Source organism: Thiomicrorhabdus sp. 6S3-12 (genome assembly GCF_017571475.1).
Classification (GTDB): domain Bacteria; phylum Pseudomonadota; class Gammaproteobacteria; order Thiomicrospirales; family Thiomicrospiraceae; genus Thiomicrorhabdus.
In genome coordinates, this window is the sequence record NZ_JAGETW010000003.1 from 227,423 (window position 1) to 242,469 (window position 15,047).

12 protein-coding genes are annotated in these 15,047 nt (G+C 47.5%); 8 read left to right on the top strand and 4 right to left on the bottom strand.

What is annotated here, in order from left to right; translation table 11 throughout:
• Positions 1–145: 145 nt before the first annotated feature.
• The 6 genes from J3999_RS05315 to hemH all read left to right on the top strand — a co-directional run bounded on the left by J3999_RS05315 (position 146) and on the right by hemH (position 9,642).
• Positions 146–5,011, top strand: coding sequence for a PAS domain S-box protein (locus J3999_RS05315; protein ID WP_208126906.1), 4,866 nt, complete (start codon positions 146–148; stop codon positions 5,009–5,011).
• 484 nt (positions 5,012–5,495) lie between these two features.
• Positions 5,496–6,512, top strand: a complete 1,017-nt coding sequence (locus J3999_RS05320; RefSeq protein WP_208126907.1) for a hypothetical protein — start codon at positions 5,496–5,498, stop codon at positions 6,510–6,512.
• 206 nt (positions 6,513–6,718) lie between these two features.
• The gene (locus J3999_RS05325; protein ID WP_208126908.1) at positions 6,719–7,372 is read left to right on the top strand and encodes a hypothetical protein; all 654 of its coding nucleotides are present in this window, start codon (positions 6,719–6,721) and stop codon (positions 7,370–7,372) included.
• Positions 7,373–7,386: 14 nt separating this feature from the next.
• A complete protein-coding gene (locus J3999_RS05330; RefSeq protein WP_208126909.1) occupies positions 7,387–7,623 on the top strand; it encodes a hypothetical protein in 237 nt (78 codons plus the stop codon).
• Positions 7,624–8,108: 485 nt separating this feature from the next.
• Positions 8,109–8,357, top strand: a complete 249-nt coding sequence (locus tag J3999_RS05335; protein ID WP_173284076.1) for a helix-turn-helix transcriptional regulator — start codon at positions 8,109–8,111, stop codon at positions 8,355–8,357.
• A gap of 166 nt (positions 8,358–8,523) precedes the next feature.
• Complete coding sequence (hemH, locus tag J3999_RS05340) at positions 8,524–9,642, top strand: ferrochelatase (RefSeq protein WP_208126910.1); 1,119 nt, start codon at positions 8,524–8,526, stop codon at positions 9,640–9,642.
• Positions 9,643–9,712: 70 nt separating this feature from the next.
• Here the strand turns inward: hemH and J3999_RS05345 are convergent, their stop codons facing one another.
• The 3 genes from J3999_RS05345 to argC form a co-directional block, all read right to left on the bottom strand.
• The gene (locus J3999_RS05345; protein WP_208126911.1) at positions 9,713–10,864 is read right to left on the bottom strand and encodes a citrate synthase; all 1,152 of its coding nucleotides are present in this window, start codon (positions 10,862–10,864) and stop codon (positions 9,713–9,715) included.
• Positions 10,865–10,903: 39 nt separating this feature from the next.
• On the bottom strand, positions 10,904–11,245 hold the full coding sequence (gene erpA / locus J3999_RS05350; protein WP_173284073.1) for an iron-sulfur cluster insertion protein ErpA: 342 nt from the start codon (positions 11,243–11,245) through the stop codon (positions 10,904–10,906).
• A gap of 130 nt (positions 11,246–11,375) precedes the next feature.
• Entirely contained in the window at positions 11,376–12,419 is a 1,044-nt protein-coding gene (gene argC / locus J3999_RS05355; RefSeq protein ID WP_208126912.1) for an N-acetyl-gamma-glutamyl-phosphate reductase, read from the bottom strand.
• 269 nt (positions 12,420–12,688) lie between these two features.
• Here argC and msrP point away from each other — a divergent pair, with 269 nt between their 5' ends.
• Together msrP and J3999_RS05365 are read left to right on the top strand one after the other, a co-directional pair.
• Complete coding sequence (msrP, locus tag J3999_RS05360; RefSeq protein WP_208126913.1) at positions 12,689–13,600, top strand: protein-methionine-sulfoxide reductase catalytic subunit MsrP; 912 nt, start codon at positions 12,689–12,691, stop codon at positions 13,598–13,600.
• Positions 13,601–13,611: 11 nt separating this feature from the next.
• Positions 13,612–14,199, top strand: a complete 588-nt coding sequence (locus J3999_RS05365; RefSeq protein ID WP_208126914.1) for a sulfite oxidase heme-binding subunit YedZ — start codon at positions 13,612–13,614, stop codon at positions 14,197–14,199.
• On the opposite strand, the gene J3999_RS05370 is transcribed toward J3999_RS05365, so the two are convergent.
• Positions 14,196–14,924 carry a glutathione S-transferase gene (locus J3999_RS05370; RefSeq protein ID WP_208126915.1) on the bottom strand — a complete coding sequence of 243 codons (729 nt, stop codon included), beginning with the start codon at positions 14,922–14,924 and terminating at the stop codon, positions 14,196–14,198. The genes J3999_RS05365 and J3999_RS05370 overlap by 4 nt on opposite strands.
• Positions 14,925–15,047: the final 123 nt, after the last annotated feature.

Below are 15,047 nucleotides of genomic sequence, written 5' to 3' on the forward strand. Positions count from 1 at the left end.
ATCGCGAACCGCCTGACGAAATTGACAAGCCTCAAAATCACACCAATTGTCCATAACCGGAAAATTACTTAATATGAGGAAGACTTATAAATCCTGTTAGAATTCAATAAAGTGACGCTAAGCCCGAACGGCAGGAACCAAAGCAATGAAACTAATCTCAATGGCAACGCTGAAAATAGGCTTGGCACTGCTGACTCTGAGTTTGCTGACGGTAATAGCCGTGTACAGTATCGACCGCTCTTTTTTCCATAAAAATGCCGTTGATACGTCCTATCAACAGGCTCTGCACGAAATACAGTACAACGAAAGCCATTTCAATGAAGTGCTCCGAGACACAGCTGACACGCTCATCGCCATTGAAGAAAACAGTATTTTCGTCAACTACCTCAAAAACGAAGGCAGTAAAACGGCCTTAACGGATTTGCTGCACGGCTTTGCTCGTGCCCATGAACGCATCAAGCAGCTGCAGGTCATTGACCAAAACGGTCATGAGAAAATTCGCATTACCCGCAATACACGGGATTCCGCCCCTTATCTTGTCGAGAGTTATAAACTGTCCGATCTATCCGAGCGCGACTATTTTATCCGCGCTCGCCAGGACCCCTACTCCATGCTGCACTTTTCCAAGCTGGGCTCCAGCAGACAGAACGTGCAACAGAACGGCGAAATTACCGCAACCGTGCGCGCCAGTCTCAGCAGTTATGACGAAGACGGTTTCCACGGCATTGTGACCGTCGAACTGTTCGTTCAGGATCTGCTCAAAAATCTCGTGACTTCTCCCTTTCTATATAACGCTATTCTGCTAGACGCGCAAAGCTACCCGATCTGCCATTATGAAAAAGAAAACAACTGGGGAGCCTACCAGAATCCGCCGATTAATCTGGCCTCGGAATATCAACTGACGATAAACCAACTGGCCAAGGTGCCGGTTATAGAGCAAAACAACCAGCTGGCGGTTCGTCTAAATTTACCGCTTGAGGAAAACCTCTCTCTGATTGTGCGCATCAAACCGGAATACCTGCAACAGCTAAACAAGGATCATAACCGCAGCTATCTAGTCAGCAGTCTGGTCGCTCTGGCGCTTTTCATCCTTGGAGCCATCATTATTTTCAGGCTGATAAAAAGACAGAATCGCCAATTACAGCAACTCAATCAGCAAGTGTTGCTGGCCAGTGAAAGTGCCCGTATCGGCTTCTGGGAGTTTTCGCTTGCCGACCGTACTTTCCGTTTTGACAAAACATTGATGAATCTGTGGCCTTTTCTGAAAAACAAAACGCTCTATTCGCTTGACGAGATCAAACTACTACCCGTACCTCTGGCCGAAAACCTGCAACAGATCGATCAGGAAATCAGCAATCGCGCCCTGCCTTTCAAAGGCCAATTTGAGATCGAGATTCCCTGGGGGAAACGCCACCAGAACTGGCGTTTGCAATATAAATGCATGCTCGATAAAACCCGGCAGGTCATCTGTACCGGAAGCTGTTATGAAATAACCGATTTCAAAGATTATGAATCCCAGCTGCTCTCTCAGGAACGGCGCTGGAAAACCGCCCTGCTCGGCAGCGGAGACAGTTATTGGGAATGGGATATCAAAACCGACCGCCTGTATTTTTCGGATCGCCTGTGCGCGATACTCGGCTATAAAGAAAATTGCCATCTGCCCGATATGCAGCAATGGCTGAAACTGATCCACCCGGAAGACCTAGCCAGAAGCAGGAAGCTGCTCGGAGAACTTTTCCAGGGGCAACGGAATGCTTATCAGAACGAAATCCGGGTCTTGGACAAAAATCATCAGTACCGCTGGCTTTTGGATCGCGGGGTCGTGCTAAATTACGATCAGAGTGGCAAACCCGAAAAGATGATCGGAACACACAGCGATATTACCGAGCGTAAGACGCATGAGCTGACAGCGCAGCGTCTGACTCACGAGAAACAGACGCTGTTCAATACCATTGACAGTATTTTAATCACCTGCGACCGCGACGGTATCATCACTCATTTCAACCGTACCGCCGAATTGCAACTATTCTATTTCAGCGATAAGGTCGTTGGAAAACTCAGTCTATTAATGCTGCTCAATCCGATCGACTTTATCCGTCATGCGCAGAAAATGCACATCGACATCCCGGAAAAAACGCTGCCCCTAAGCTTTCAGAGCCTCTATAAAATTATCGAACATCAACCTGTCCGAGCCTTTACCACTCAATTGAGAACCCGCAATAACAGTACCATTCCGGTTATGCTGTCGCTGTTCACTAAGCTCGACGAAAACCGAGAGCCCAACGGACTGGTTCTCAACGCAACCGACCTGCGCCCGCAAAAACAACTGCAGGAAAGACACGACGAATTCGAAAACAAATATTACAACCTGTTTGAGCAGTCGCTTGACGGCATCTTATTGATTGATGCCAAAACCCTCAAATTAATGGAATTCAACCAGACCAGTTGTAAATTGCTCGGATTCAGCCCCGGAGAACTGGCCGAACTCTCTCTTAAGGATATCGATACGGAAGATGCCACCGGCAGTATTCTGAAACAGATCAAAAAACTCGAACATCGTGACGTCGTTTCTTTTGAGAGCGTGCTCGTCGATCGCAGTGGACAGGCCAAAGACGTGCTGATAAAAATCCGTAAAATCCACGGTCAGAATCGCGATCTTCTGTATGCAATTCTCCACGACATCAGCGACTTCAAACAGATTCAAAACCGTCTTGAAGAACAGAGTTCACGCCTGATTCAGGCGCAAAGTTTGGGGAAACTCGGAAGCTGGACTTATAACTTCATTTCCAAGAAGCTGAACTGGTCTCTGGAAATGTTCACTATTTTCGAAAAGAACCCTCTTACCTTCGAACCGGTCTTTGAAGACCTTACTCAGGATATCCATCCGGATGACCGTCAGCGAGTGCTCAACACTTTCCTGCATGCCAAAGAAGAAAACAGTCTTTTTCAGGTCGAGTACCGGGTTCAAATGAGTGACGGGCGCATTAAGTACGTTTTGGAAAGAGCAACCTTCTCCAGCGATGAAAACGGTGAAACGATTCTTGCGCAGGGAACCGTACACGACATCAGCGAAACCAAGCAACTCCAGGAAGAGTTGATTCAGGCTAAAGTCAGCGCGGAAAACGCCAACCGTGCAAAAAGCTTCTTTCTGGCCAATATGTCGCATGAAATCCGCACGCCTTTGAACGGCATTATCGGAATCAACGAGCTTTTGAGCAAAACCCTTTTGAACGAGACGCAGCAGGAATATCTGGAAAAATCGACTCGGACTTCCAAAGCGCTGATGAACATCATCAACGACATTCTCGACTATTCTAAAATCGAAGCCGGAAAAATCAGTTTTGAAAGCACTAAGTTCAATCTCAGCGAACTGCTTTCCAATCTCGCCGACCTCTTCTCGATCGAAGCCGAACACAAAGGCATCGAGCTGATATTCCTGATTGATCCGGAAATTCCGAACCAACTGATCGGAGACCCGTTAAGAATCTCCCAGGTGTTGAATAATCTGGTCGGTAATGCTCTGAAATTCACCTCTTCGGGTGAGATTATCATCTCCATGCGCAAGCTGTACAGCCATAACAACCAAGTGGAATTCGAAACCCTGGTGACCGATACCGGTATCGGTATTTCGCCCGAACATCGACACCGTCTGTTCAAACCGTTCTCTCAGGCGGAAAGTTCCAACACCCGTAAATACGGTGGAACCGGGCTGGGGCTGATTATCAGTAAACAGCTGGTCGAACAGATGAGGGGTAGCATCTGGCTTGATGAAGACTACCAGAAAGGCAGCCGCTTCGGCTTCACGCTGAAACTGGGATTCAAAAAGACCAGCGAAGACATTTTGCAGTCAACTGATTCCGGAGCGCCTTTCAGAGTGCTGGCCTTAATGAGCCGTCACGATGAAGCGGAAAACCTCAAGCAGACGCTGAATCTCGCACAGATGCGGACCGACCTCTGTACGAACCTTTCGGAATGCGAGCAAAAAGCGCAGCAGCGCACCTACAATGCCGTCATCCTTGAACTGCAAGGCAAAAGCCTGCAACGTATCGAAGAAGTGCTTCCTCTGGATTCTCTGCACTGCCCGATCTATCTTTTGGGCAAACAGGGGCGTCAGGAACGCCTGCGCAAAGAGTTGAAAGAACGCAAACCACCGATGACCCGCCTGGTTCTAAAACCTGTCATCGCACACAAAATGCTTGAAATACTTCTGCACCCGGAAGAGATCAGAAGCGACTACGAAGACTCCGAACACCCGCTGCATTTCAGCGGCAACGTTTTGCTGGTCGAAGATAACGAAATCAACCTCTTTGTTGCCACCGACTTCCTGAAAGATCTCGGACTCGAAGTCGAACAGGCGAGAAATGGACAAGAAGCGGTCGAGATCGCTTCGCAGAAAACATTTGATCTGATCCTGATGGATTTGCAGATGCCGGTAATGGATGGGTTTGAGGCGGCCGTCAAAATCCGCGAGTTTGATTCCAATACTCCGATTGTTGCCTTAAGCGCGGCGGTGATGGAAGAAGACATAGATCTGTGCCGCGAATCCGGAATCAATCAACACCTGAGCAAACCGATCACGCTCAGTAAACTGGAGTCAACTCTTGACGAATACCTACCGCGGCACGGCGCGGAAAATGAAAAACAGGAGCGAAAAAACAATCTTTTGAATTCCGAGGAAAAAGCTCCGCTCATTAATTTCACGGAGCTGCAGGAACGCTATCAGAAAACGGAAAAAATTCACTACCTGCTCGGCGAGTTTTTACAATCCTACCAAGACTTTATAGCGAACAACCAGAACAGTGACAGCGGTTCGGCAGCCTTCGACAGGGAAATACACACCCTGAAAGGCGTTAGCTCGGTCGTTTGTCTGGATCGGCTGTTTGAGTCCACTAAAGGCTTCTATCAAGCCAAAACGATTGAAGAAAAGCAAACCCTGCGTCCGGAATTGGAAAGCGTCCTGCAGGAAACTCTACAAGCAATCCGCTCCTACCTACAGGACACGTCACCATAAAACACCTTTAGCAGCACAGCTAAAAGTTATATTTTTCCATATCCCCTATTGCCAAAAATAAAAAAACCCGCCATAGGCGGGTAATCAAAATATACGAAGCATAATAAACAATGAACTTTTCTAGCTACTTAAAACAAGTTAAATAAATTGTTTACCGTCGTTATTTTAATACCCCGCCTCCTCATTGCAACCATTTTATTAATGATTTTTATTAATCACACAATTGCAATCTAAACACAAAAACAGTATATAACTGTTTTTAATGTATTTTTCTCAGTATTTAGGTAGGAAATTAGGCTCAAAATGTCCCATATTTACTTTTAACACTTAGTCATTAAAAAATTTTTACTGTAAAAGTCTTGTCAATCTTCAGCAAATAAGTTAATTTTCTCTTCGTATTACCGCTTTTTAAACATCAGTATTTTGTTTTACAGCAGTCAAAAAAATAATTAAGTTACTTTTTTACATAATTCAGGAGAAAGACATGCTCGTTTCACTACTAGGTCTTGAAACCCCAACTACTAAACATTCCGATGACGGCCTTGCTGCTGCTGTAGGTACATTGCAAAGCTTGCCAGTTGTCGGTGACTCCGTATCACCACTACTAGATACCCTTCACAGCCTTCCGCTTCTTGGCGAAGATGTACGTTTCGTAACCTCAACCCTGCATGCCATTCTTCCAGGCGAAACACTTATCAATGACGTTGTCGGCACTGTAACCAGCCTTCCAGTCGTCAGCGACGTTCTAGGACTTGTTGAATCAATCGATAACAACGTTCTAGCCGGCATCACAGGCCCAGAAGGCCTTCTTCCTAACCTGCTAGGCCCAGAAGGTTTAGTGGGCGGCCTACTAGGTACCGTAGGCGGTCTTGTTGAAGGTCTACCGGTTGTTGGCGGCCTTCTTGGCGGCGCTGCAGACGGCGGGCTACTTGGTGGCCTTCTAGGTGAAGACGGACTGGTCGGCGGACTACTAGGCGGTCTTCCAATCGTAGGTGACCTTCTAGGTGGTGCCGAAGGTGGACTTCTTGGCGGCCTTCTAGGTGGTGACGGCGGCCTATTGAACGGTCTTCCAATTGTCGGAGACCTTCTTGGAAGCAACGGTCTTGTTGGCGGTCTTCTAGGTGAAGACGGACTAGTCGGCGGACTGCTAAACACCTTGATCGGTGAGCACGGCGTTGTAACCGGTGTAGTTGATACTGTGACCGATCTTCTTGACGGTACTCTGGGTAACTTGCCAATCGTCGGTGATCTACTATCTGGTGGCGGCCTGCTTGGCGGTCTACTAGGCGGTGGTGATGGCGGCCTGCTAGGACTAGGTGATCTACTATCAGGCGACGATGGTCTGCTTGACGGTCTACTGGGTGGAAGCTCTGCGGATGCATCTGTTTCTGCTGGCGCCACCGTTGAAACCGGTGGTCTTCTTGGCGGGCTTCTTGGAGACAATGGTCTTCTTGGCGGTCTTCTAGGTGGTGACAACGGTCTTCTTGGCGGTCTTCTGTAACAGTCTTAATTTAACAACAAGACTGAAAGGCCGATTCTCGGCCTGATTAAAAGGCGGTAACCTTCGAGTTATCGCCTTTTTTATTTCCGTCAATTCGTGCAAAACATTGAGACTTTCTTGCCTGCAAGGGATTCCTATTTCACAAACTTACTTATTCAGTACAATGAAGCGAATTATCCATAACCAATTTCCCTACGGAGCCCTATATGGAGAGATCACGACTTGTAAAAAACCTAACGCCCTATCTCCTGCTCTTTTCAGCACTATTCGCGCAAACAGCGGTTGCGGACGGTACAGACTCTCGGCAGTTAAAACAGCAGGAACAGCGTTATGCCATTTGCGCCGCGCTTGCAGAAACGCAGCAACGCCAACAGTTCACTCAGAAATTACTCACACTTCATCAACAAAACAATCCATCTGTACCGACTGATGATCGACAGAAGTGGGTGAGACAAAAAATTGCCACTTTCGAACGCAGCTATCACGAATATAGCCCGCAAAGTAAACAAAAACTTTTTGGTAAAATCTGTCTGACAGAAAACCTGCAGACGGACGAAAACTTTAAAGGATTACAAGTTTCAGAACTACCGGAAAGCTTGCAGAGTAAAATTCACATTATCGCGACATGCGCGCTTATTTCGAATTCCTACGGTCTGAAACAACAGGCTCAAAAGCTGACTGCGGCGAATACGTTGATCATTATCGCCGGCGGAATGAACGGCAAAAACCAAGCGCTGCAACAACTCGCCCGCATCCATCAGGAAGTCACCAATGAGCTGAAATCCCTAGACAAAACGCAGCTTAAAAACCAATTCACAACGAGCTGCAATCAAGTCAAGAAGATGCAGAACACGCAATAATTACAGGAGAAAACATGGATATTTGGAGCAAAATCTTTTGGCAGGCAGGTCTGGGACTGAGTATCGTTGTCCTTTTTGTTGCTATCAGCGCTCTGATGAATGCTGAAAACGGGCAATTAACTGTCGAAAATTTGCAACATCTCAGCGGTACCTATAGCGCTCTATTCTCCACCTTGCAATTTGTTGTCTACCCCTGGCTGGCGCTCGGACTCTTTTTGCTGGTTCGTTTTATTTCGCGAAGATCCTCATAATTATCCGATCCCGCACACTCCAATAAATACTCTGCTCGGCAATAAAATGCCGTCAGAGTGAACGTTTATCCTGTAGCAGACGCTTCGCTATATACCAAACACCACATCCAAATATAATTCCGCACAAAAGAGATTAGTTAACGCAATAGATTTTATTATTGCAAAAAACGCATCAATACCCCTTAGTCATAAACTACAGCTATAGCCTTTCATTCTTTAATTTTATAAGAAAACCATAGTTGGCAATATAACAGATACTTTTTTAACTGTTTGCTAAAAGCATATTTATTATTTATAAAAAAAACTTTTAACATAACCTCTTTTTATTGCAATAAGCGCAACAAAAGCTATAATGAGCAACTGTAAAAAAAATGCAAAAAGTACATTTTAATAACAATAAAAGCTTTTTAAATCAGACGCCACTGTTTTAAAGGCCGATCTTCATCTAACATGAAGTGAAAAATGATTATTTTGGGAGAAAAGCAATGAAGTTCAATGAACGCTTAAAATACTATATTGAATATAAGGGCATCATTAAGCACCGCGTTGCTGAAGTTGCCGGGATCACACCTAGCGCATTTTTCCGTTTCCTGAACGGAACCAGCACCATGAAGTCATCTAACATTGAGAAAATCAATGAAGTATGGCCGGAAATGATCGCTTTTGCATTCTCGGTGGATCCTGATATTGCAAAACGCGCCAAAAAACTGAAGCTATCGGATGATGACGAGTAAAAACCGCCATCCTCGAAAATAAACCCGGAGCCAAAATACTCTGGGTTTTTTTTCGCCCAGAATTCAACACCCACGCAACAGTAATTGCCGAAAATACTCAACGCTGGCGGTTGTTGTTTTATACAAAAGCTATACAATCATTACTGTCCCAATTATGGAGAAAGTAATGCATTATCACGGACGAGCTCAATTTCAGCATGGCGAAACCAGCGCCACCGGAATATTAATCACCAACCTCGGTACTCCTGACGCACCAACCAAAGAAGCGTTAAGGCCTTACCTAAAAGAATTTCTAGAAGATCCTCGCGTTGTTGAGCCGCCTCCGGCCCGTTGGCTGTGGAAGCTGATTTTAAACGGCATCATTCTTAATACCCGCCCGGCAAAATCAGCGGAAGCCTATGCCAGCATCTGGGATTCAGAAGGTCCCGGCGCACCTCTGCTAAACATCACGCAGCGCCAGCTCGAAGGCATTAAGAAATCCGTTGAACCGCATTTCCAGGGCCGTGTGGAGTTTGCTCTGGCAATGCGCTACGGAAACCCTTCGATCGCCAGCGCTTTGCGAGAACTGCATGAAAAAGGCTGTCAGCGCATCGTCGTCTTGCCTCTATATCCGCAATATGCAGCGGCCACCACCGCCTCTACCTTTGATGCCGTGACGGCAGAATTGCAGACTTGGCGCTGGATTCCGGAACTGCGCTTTATTAACCACTACCATCGTCACCCCGGTTATATCAAAGCGTTGGCTAACAGCATTCGGGAACATCAGGCGGAACATGGTAAGCCGCAATTGCTGGTGATGTCTTATCATGGCGTCCCTCAGCGCTACCTCGATAATGGCGATCCTTACCATTGCGAATGCCATGTAACTTCGCGTCTGGTGGCGGAAGAACTTGGTTTAAGCAAAGATGAATATAAGGTCACTTTCCAGTCTCTTTTCGGTAAAGAAGAGTGGATTAAGCCATATACAGATGCAACCTTGAAGTCTTTGCCATCTCAAGGAATCAAGGATATTCAGGTGATCTGCCCGGGATTCTCGGCCGACTGCCTGGAAACCATTGAAGAGATCGACGAGGAAAACCGCGAATATTTCGAAGAAGCCGGCGGCGAGAAATTCAGTTACATTAAATGCCTTAACGATCGCGAAGATCATACCGAGATGCTGGCAGAGCTTATTTTACAGCACACTCAAGGCTGGTATGAGCGCGACCAGTTCGATTCGCAGCAGGACTCTGCCGAAAGAGATCGCGTGAAAGAGAACGCCAACGCAATGGGCTGCCCTTTTTAACAGGCCTTAGTCTCAAGCATAAAAAAGCCGCAATTAAGCGGCTTTTTTTCTCTCTGCCTGTAAAACAGGATTACTTTCTTTCATCCAACGGCAGATAACACGCCTTGCCTTTGCCCGTATAAATCTGCGTCGGACGGAAAATACGGTTATTCTGCAATTGCTCGCGCCAGTGCGCCATCCATCCGGCGGAACGCGCCACTGCAAAAATCGGCGTAAACAGCCCCGGATCGAAGCCCATTTCCTTATACAGAATTCCAGAATAGAAATCGACATTCGGGTAGACCCCTTTGTGACCAAGCAGTTCTTCACAAACTTTTTCCACTTCCAAAGCGGTAGCAAACGACTGGCTTAACTTGGCTGACTTGCCTTTGAGCAGATCATTGGACAATTTCTGCAAAATGGTCGCACGCGGGTCTTTGGTCTTGTACTCGCGGTGCCCCATTCCCCAAATCACTTTCTTATCGGCCAAACGCTGCTCGATATACGGTCGCGCATTTTCCGGAGAACCGATTTCGTCCAGCATCTCGATAACCTTCTGATTCGCTCCGCCGTGCAAAGGCCCGGAAAGCGATGCGATTGCCGACGAAATAACCGAACAAGGGTTGGCCAGAGTCGATCCGGTTACCATGGTCGTAAAGGTCGAGGCATTGATCGTATGTTCAGCGTGCAAAATAAGAATCGCATCCAACAGACGCGCCCAGTCTTTATCCGGCTCTTCGCCATTAAGCATATACAAAAAGTTTTCCGCATAAGTCAGGTCTTTACGCGGCTCGATCGGGTCAAAACCGTTACGCATATGCTCCCACATCGCAACCAGCGTTCCCATATGGGCGATGATTTTAACGGTTACATCATTGATGTATTCCTGGTTTTCGGTACCGCCTTTCATATATTCGGTACTCGGATAAAAACTCGCCAGACTGGCAACCACCACCTGCAGCATATGCATCGGATGGGTTGTGCTTGGCAGGTTCTTCATGATCTCGCGGATATTGAATTTAACCCGACGGTTTTCTCGCAGCTGACGATCAAAATGGTTCAACTCTTCTGCGGCCGGCAACTCGCCAAACAAAAGCAAAAGCGTAGTCTCTTCAAAAGAAGAATATTCCGCCAGTTCCTGAATGTCGTAGCCGCGATAGGTCAAAAGTCCTTTTTGACCATCAATAAAAGAGATCTGAGACTCCGTGGCCGGAACCCCCGCTAAACCTGGAATGTATTGCATAAGCTGCCCTGAAATTAGTCAGTTTTTTGAGTGCGTATCTTATACGCTAAATGAAGAACCGCAACCACAGGTCGTAGTTGCATTAGGGTTTTCGATAACAAAGCGTGCGCCTTGTAAATCTTCCAAATAATCGATTTTTGCACCGACAAGATACTGGAAACTCATCGGGTCAACCAGAAGGGTCACGCCGTCTTTTTCCACAACCGTATCGTCGTCGGCCTGATTTTCGTCAAAGGTAAAACCATACGAAAAACCGGAACAACCGCCACCGGTGATATAAACACGCAGTTTCAGATTCGGGTTCTGTTCATCTTCGATTAAGCCGCTGACTTTGGACGCCGCCGCTTCGGTAAAAACTAGAGGTGCTGGTGTATCAGACATATCGGATTCCTTTTCATGTCATTGCCAAGCGCAAATAAAAAGCATTATAGCAAAAAAGAGAGGGGCTGATTAAGGCACTCTATAGTGCGCCACGCCGCCCCCGTCGCATTTTCTACCTGTTAACAAAACCTTACGGCAACAACGCAACCTGGGTCAGTCCCAAGGTTTCATCAAGACCGAACAGAATGTTCATATTCTGCACTGCCTGGCCCGCCGCACCTTTCACAAGGTTATCGATCACGGAGCTCACGACCACCTGAGAACTGCCCTGAGGACGGTACACCGCCAGACGGCACATATTCGAGCCTTTAACCATTCGCGTTTCCGGCAGACTGCCGGCTGGCATCACATCCACAAACGGCTCGTCTTTATAGGTTTCTTCGAATAATTGCTGCAATTCCGCCTGAGACATATCGGTGTTCATCGTCGCATAGATCGAGTTTTCCATACCGCGAACCATCGGCACCAGGTGCGGCACAAACGTCAACCCGACTTCTCCGCCGCTCAACTGAGTCAACTTTTCCTTCATCTCCGGAAGGTGACGATGCCCGGACACGCCATAAGCTTTGAAGCTCTCGCTCATTTCCGCGCCTAACATGGCTACATTCGCTCCGCGCCCGGCACCGCTGACACCGGATTTTCCGTCGGCGATAATATTACTTGGATCAATCACCCCCGCCTTAAGCAACGGCAATAATCCCAGCATGACACTGGTCGGGTAGCAGCCCGGATTGGCGATAATCATCGCTTTGGCAATACTGTCGCGGAAATACTCAGGCAGACCGTAACAGACCTTGTCAAAAAGTTTTGCTTCGGTATGCGGCATTCCGTACCACTTAGACCATACGTCCAGATCTTCGATACGGAAATCGGCAGCCAGATCAATCACCTTGACACCGGCAGAGGTCAATTCGTCTGCCATACTCATGGCAACCCCATGCGGGGTGGCGAAAAACACGATATCGCAAGACTTCAGTTTTTCGCTGTCCGGCTGAGTAAATTGAAGATCGTAAATGCCGCGCAAATTCGGGTACATATCCGCAACTGCCACACCCTCTTCGCTGCGCGAAGTAATCATGCTTACCTCCGCCTGCGGATGATTGGCCAGAAGTCTCAATAATTCAACGCCGGTATAACCTGTACCACCGACAATACCCACTTTTACTTTTTGCATTTTTTTGATCCTTTTCTGCGCTGCTCGCCGGTAAAAAGCGAATGAAACGTTTTATTTTACCGTTTGCCGTCGATTCGGTCTAATAATGTTCCATACGACAACTATAGAGAAAAATAAATACGCGATGCCGGGTTGGCTTTTAAAACAAATCAGACAACTCTTATCCATTTTTTCTCAATATCTGCCGCTAGGCATCTTAAGCAAATCGCGCTAAGGTATCCGTAAACGAAATTGTTTCGATACGCATTCCGGATGGAGGCCCGATCGCCATGTCACATCTCAAAGAATCCGATATTACGCCACGAGAGTGGTTCCTCAACCGCCGGCAGTTTCTCCGCTCCATAGGCGCGGCCGGACTCCTGAGCACACCTTTGCACGCTTTTGCCGACAACGCCCTGAAATTCCAGCCGAATCCTCTGTACCGGCCAGATCTCAAGCTAACCGACACGGAACATGCGCTGCATTACAATAATTTCTACGAACTCGGCACGGGTAAATCCGATCCCTATCGAAACGCAGATCAGTTAATTACCGATAACTGGCAGGTTAGAATCGAAGGTGAATGCGCCAAACCGCAGACATTCGATATGGATGATCTGCTGGGAATCGAACAGGAAGAGCGGATTTACCGTTTCCGCTGTGTCGAAGGCTGGTCAATGGTTGTTCCCTGGATCGGCTTTCCACTGAGTAAACTACTCAATAAAGTCGAGCCGACCAGCAAGGCAAAATATGTCGAATTCATCAGCATTCTTGACCGAAAAAACCTGCCGGGACAACGCTTCAACATTCTCGACTGGCCTTACCGGGAAGGCCTGCGTATCGACGAAGCCATGCACCCACTGACCTTAATGGCGACCGGCCTGTACGGCGAAGCCTTACAGAATCAAAGCGGCGCACCGATCCGCTTGATCGTTCCGTGGAAATACGGATTCAAAAGCAGCAAATCCATTGTCACCATTCGTTTGGTCGAAAAGCAGCCTATCTCCTCTTGGATGCAGGCGACGCCGAGCGAATACGGCTTTTACTCCAACGTCAATCCGCAAGTTCCACACCGGCGCTGGTCACAAGCCAAAGAGCGCCCGCTAGGTTCCTTTTTCAAGCAGAAAACATTAATGTTTAACGGCTATGCAGACGAAGTTGCCGCACTGTACAGCGGCATGGATTTACGCCGCCATTTCTAAGGAAAGAAAGAATGCCTCTGGCCGTCAAGCTTTTGATTTTCAGTCTATTGTGCGCCCTGCCTGCGGTCGATCTGGGCTGGAAGCTATTACAGGACAATCTGGGAGCCAACCCGGTGGAAACACTGGAACACACCACCGGCGACTGGGCAATCTATTTTCTGTTGCTGACGCTCAGCATATCGCCTCTTCAGCAACTTTTCGTTCCCAAATGGCCGATTCCGATGCACCTTATTCGACGTGTCCTCGGACTCAGCGCTTTCGTTTACGCATTGCTTCACCTTGCGGTCTATTTTATTTTCGATATGGGACTGGATATTGATGAAGCCGTTCAGGACATCGCCACCCGACCGTTTATCATGATCGGCATGACAGCATTGATTCTGCTCATTCCTTTGGCCGTCACCTCGACCCAAGGCTGGCAAAAGCGCCTGAAACGTCGCTGGCAACAATTACATAAACTGATCTACCCAATCACCTTTCTTGGCATATTGCACTATGCGCTACTGGTAAAGGCCGACCTTTTCATGCCATTACTGTATCTACTGTTGTTCAGCGTTCTCATGCTGTTGAGACAGTTTAAGCTGCCGCGTTTACGTTAATCTGGAAAATCGCTTTCGGCCTTTTGACGAAACTGGTCTCTGGTCTGCAACTCCGCTTCATCCAACCACAATGGCTGATGCCCTCTGCGCCATACGGGACGGTTTTTCATCACCGCCTTGAAATACCCGCTATCAAGGTGACGGTGCAGCCAAGCCTGCAAAGCCGGATATGCGGCCTGCGTAAACCAAGCTTTATCCACATGGGCAAACTGACGGACAAACGGAAATATCGCCAGATCCGCAATCGTCAGACTGTCGCCAAGAAGATAACGGCTATTCTGCAAACAGGCTTCAAGCGTGCGTAAGAACAACTCTCCCTGCGCGCGCGCCTGCTCGGCAGGTATTTCCGGAAATTGTTCGGGATACTTATAGGCATCGAGATTCGCCTTAAAAGACGTATCGTTCTCTTCAATTAACGCCATAAGGAGTTGCTGCTGTTGCACATCCTGTGGATAAAGCGGACTTTTCCCCATCTTATCCTTCAGCGCCCAACACATAATGTCCCAACTTTCATCCAGCACCTCTCCGCCGGGCAACAGCAAAACAGGAATCGTACCTTTAGCGGAAGCAGCCAGCATTTCATCGGGCTTATCCCAAAAAACAATCTCTCTTTGCTCAACCTGAATACCGGAGAAGTATAGCGCCAGCCGTGCGCGCATCGCATAAGGACAACGGCGATAAGAGTAAAGAACCGGAAACCTGTTTTGCCCTGACTCAAAATGCATTCGGCACTCCCTTTGAAAAAGAAGCCTAATTTAGAAAATTCGCTTCCAAGAAGCAAATCCATTTCCGCCGTTTTTTGACATTTCAAATTGAGGCTTTAGGATGAAGGACTCCAGACACAACCG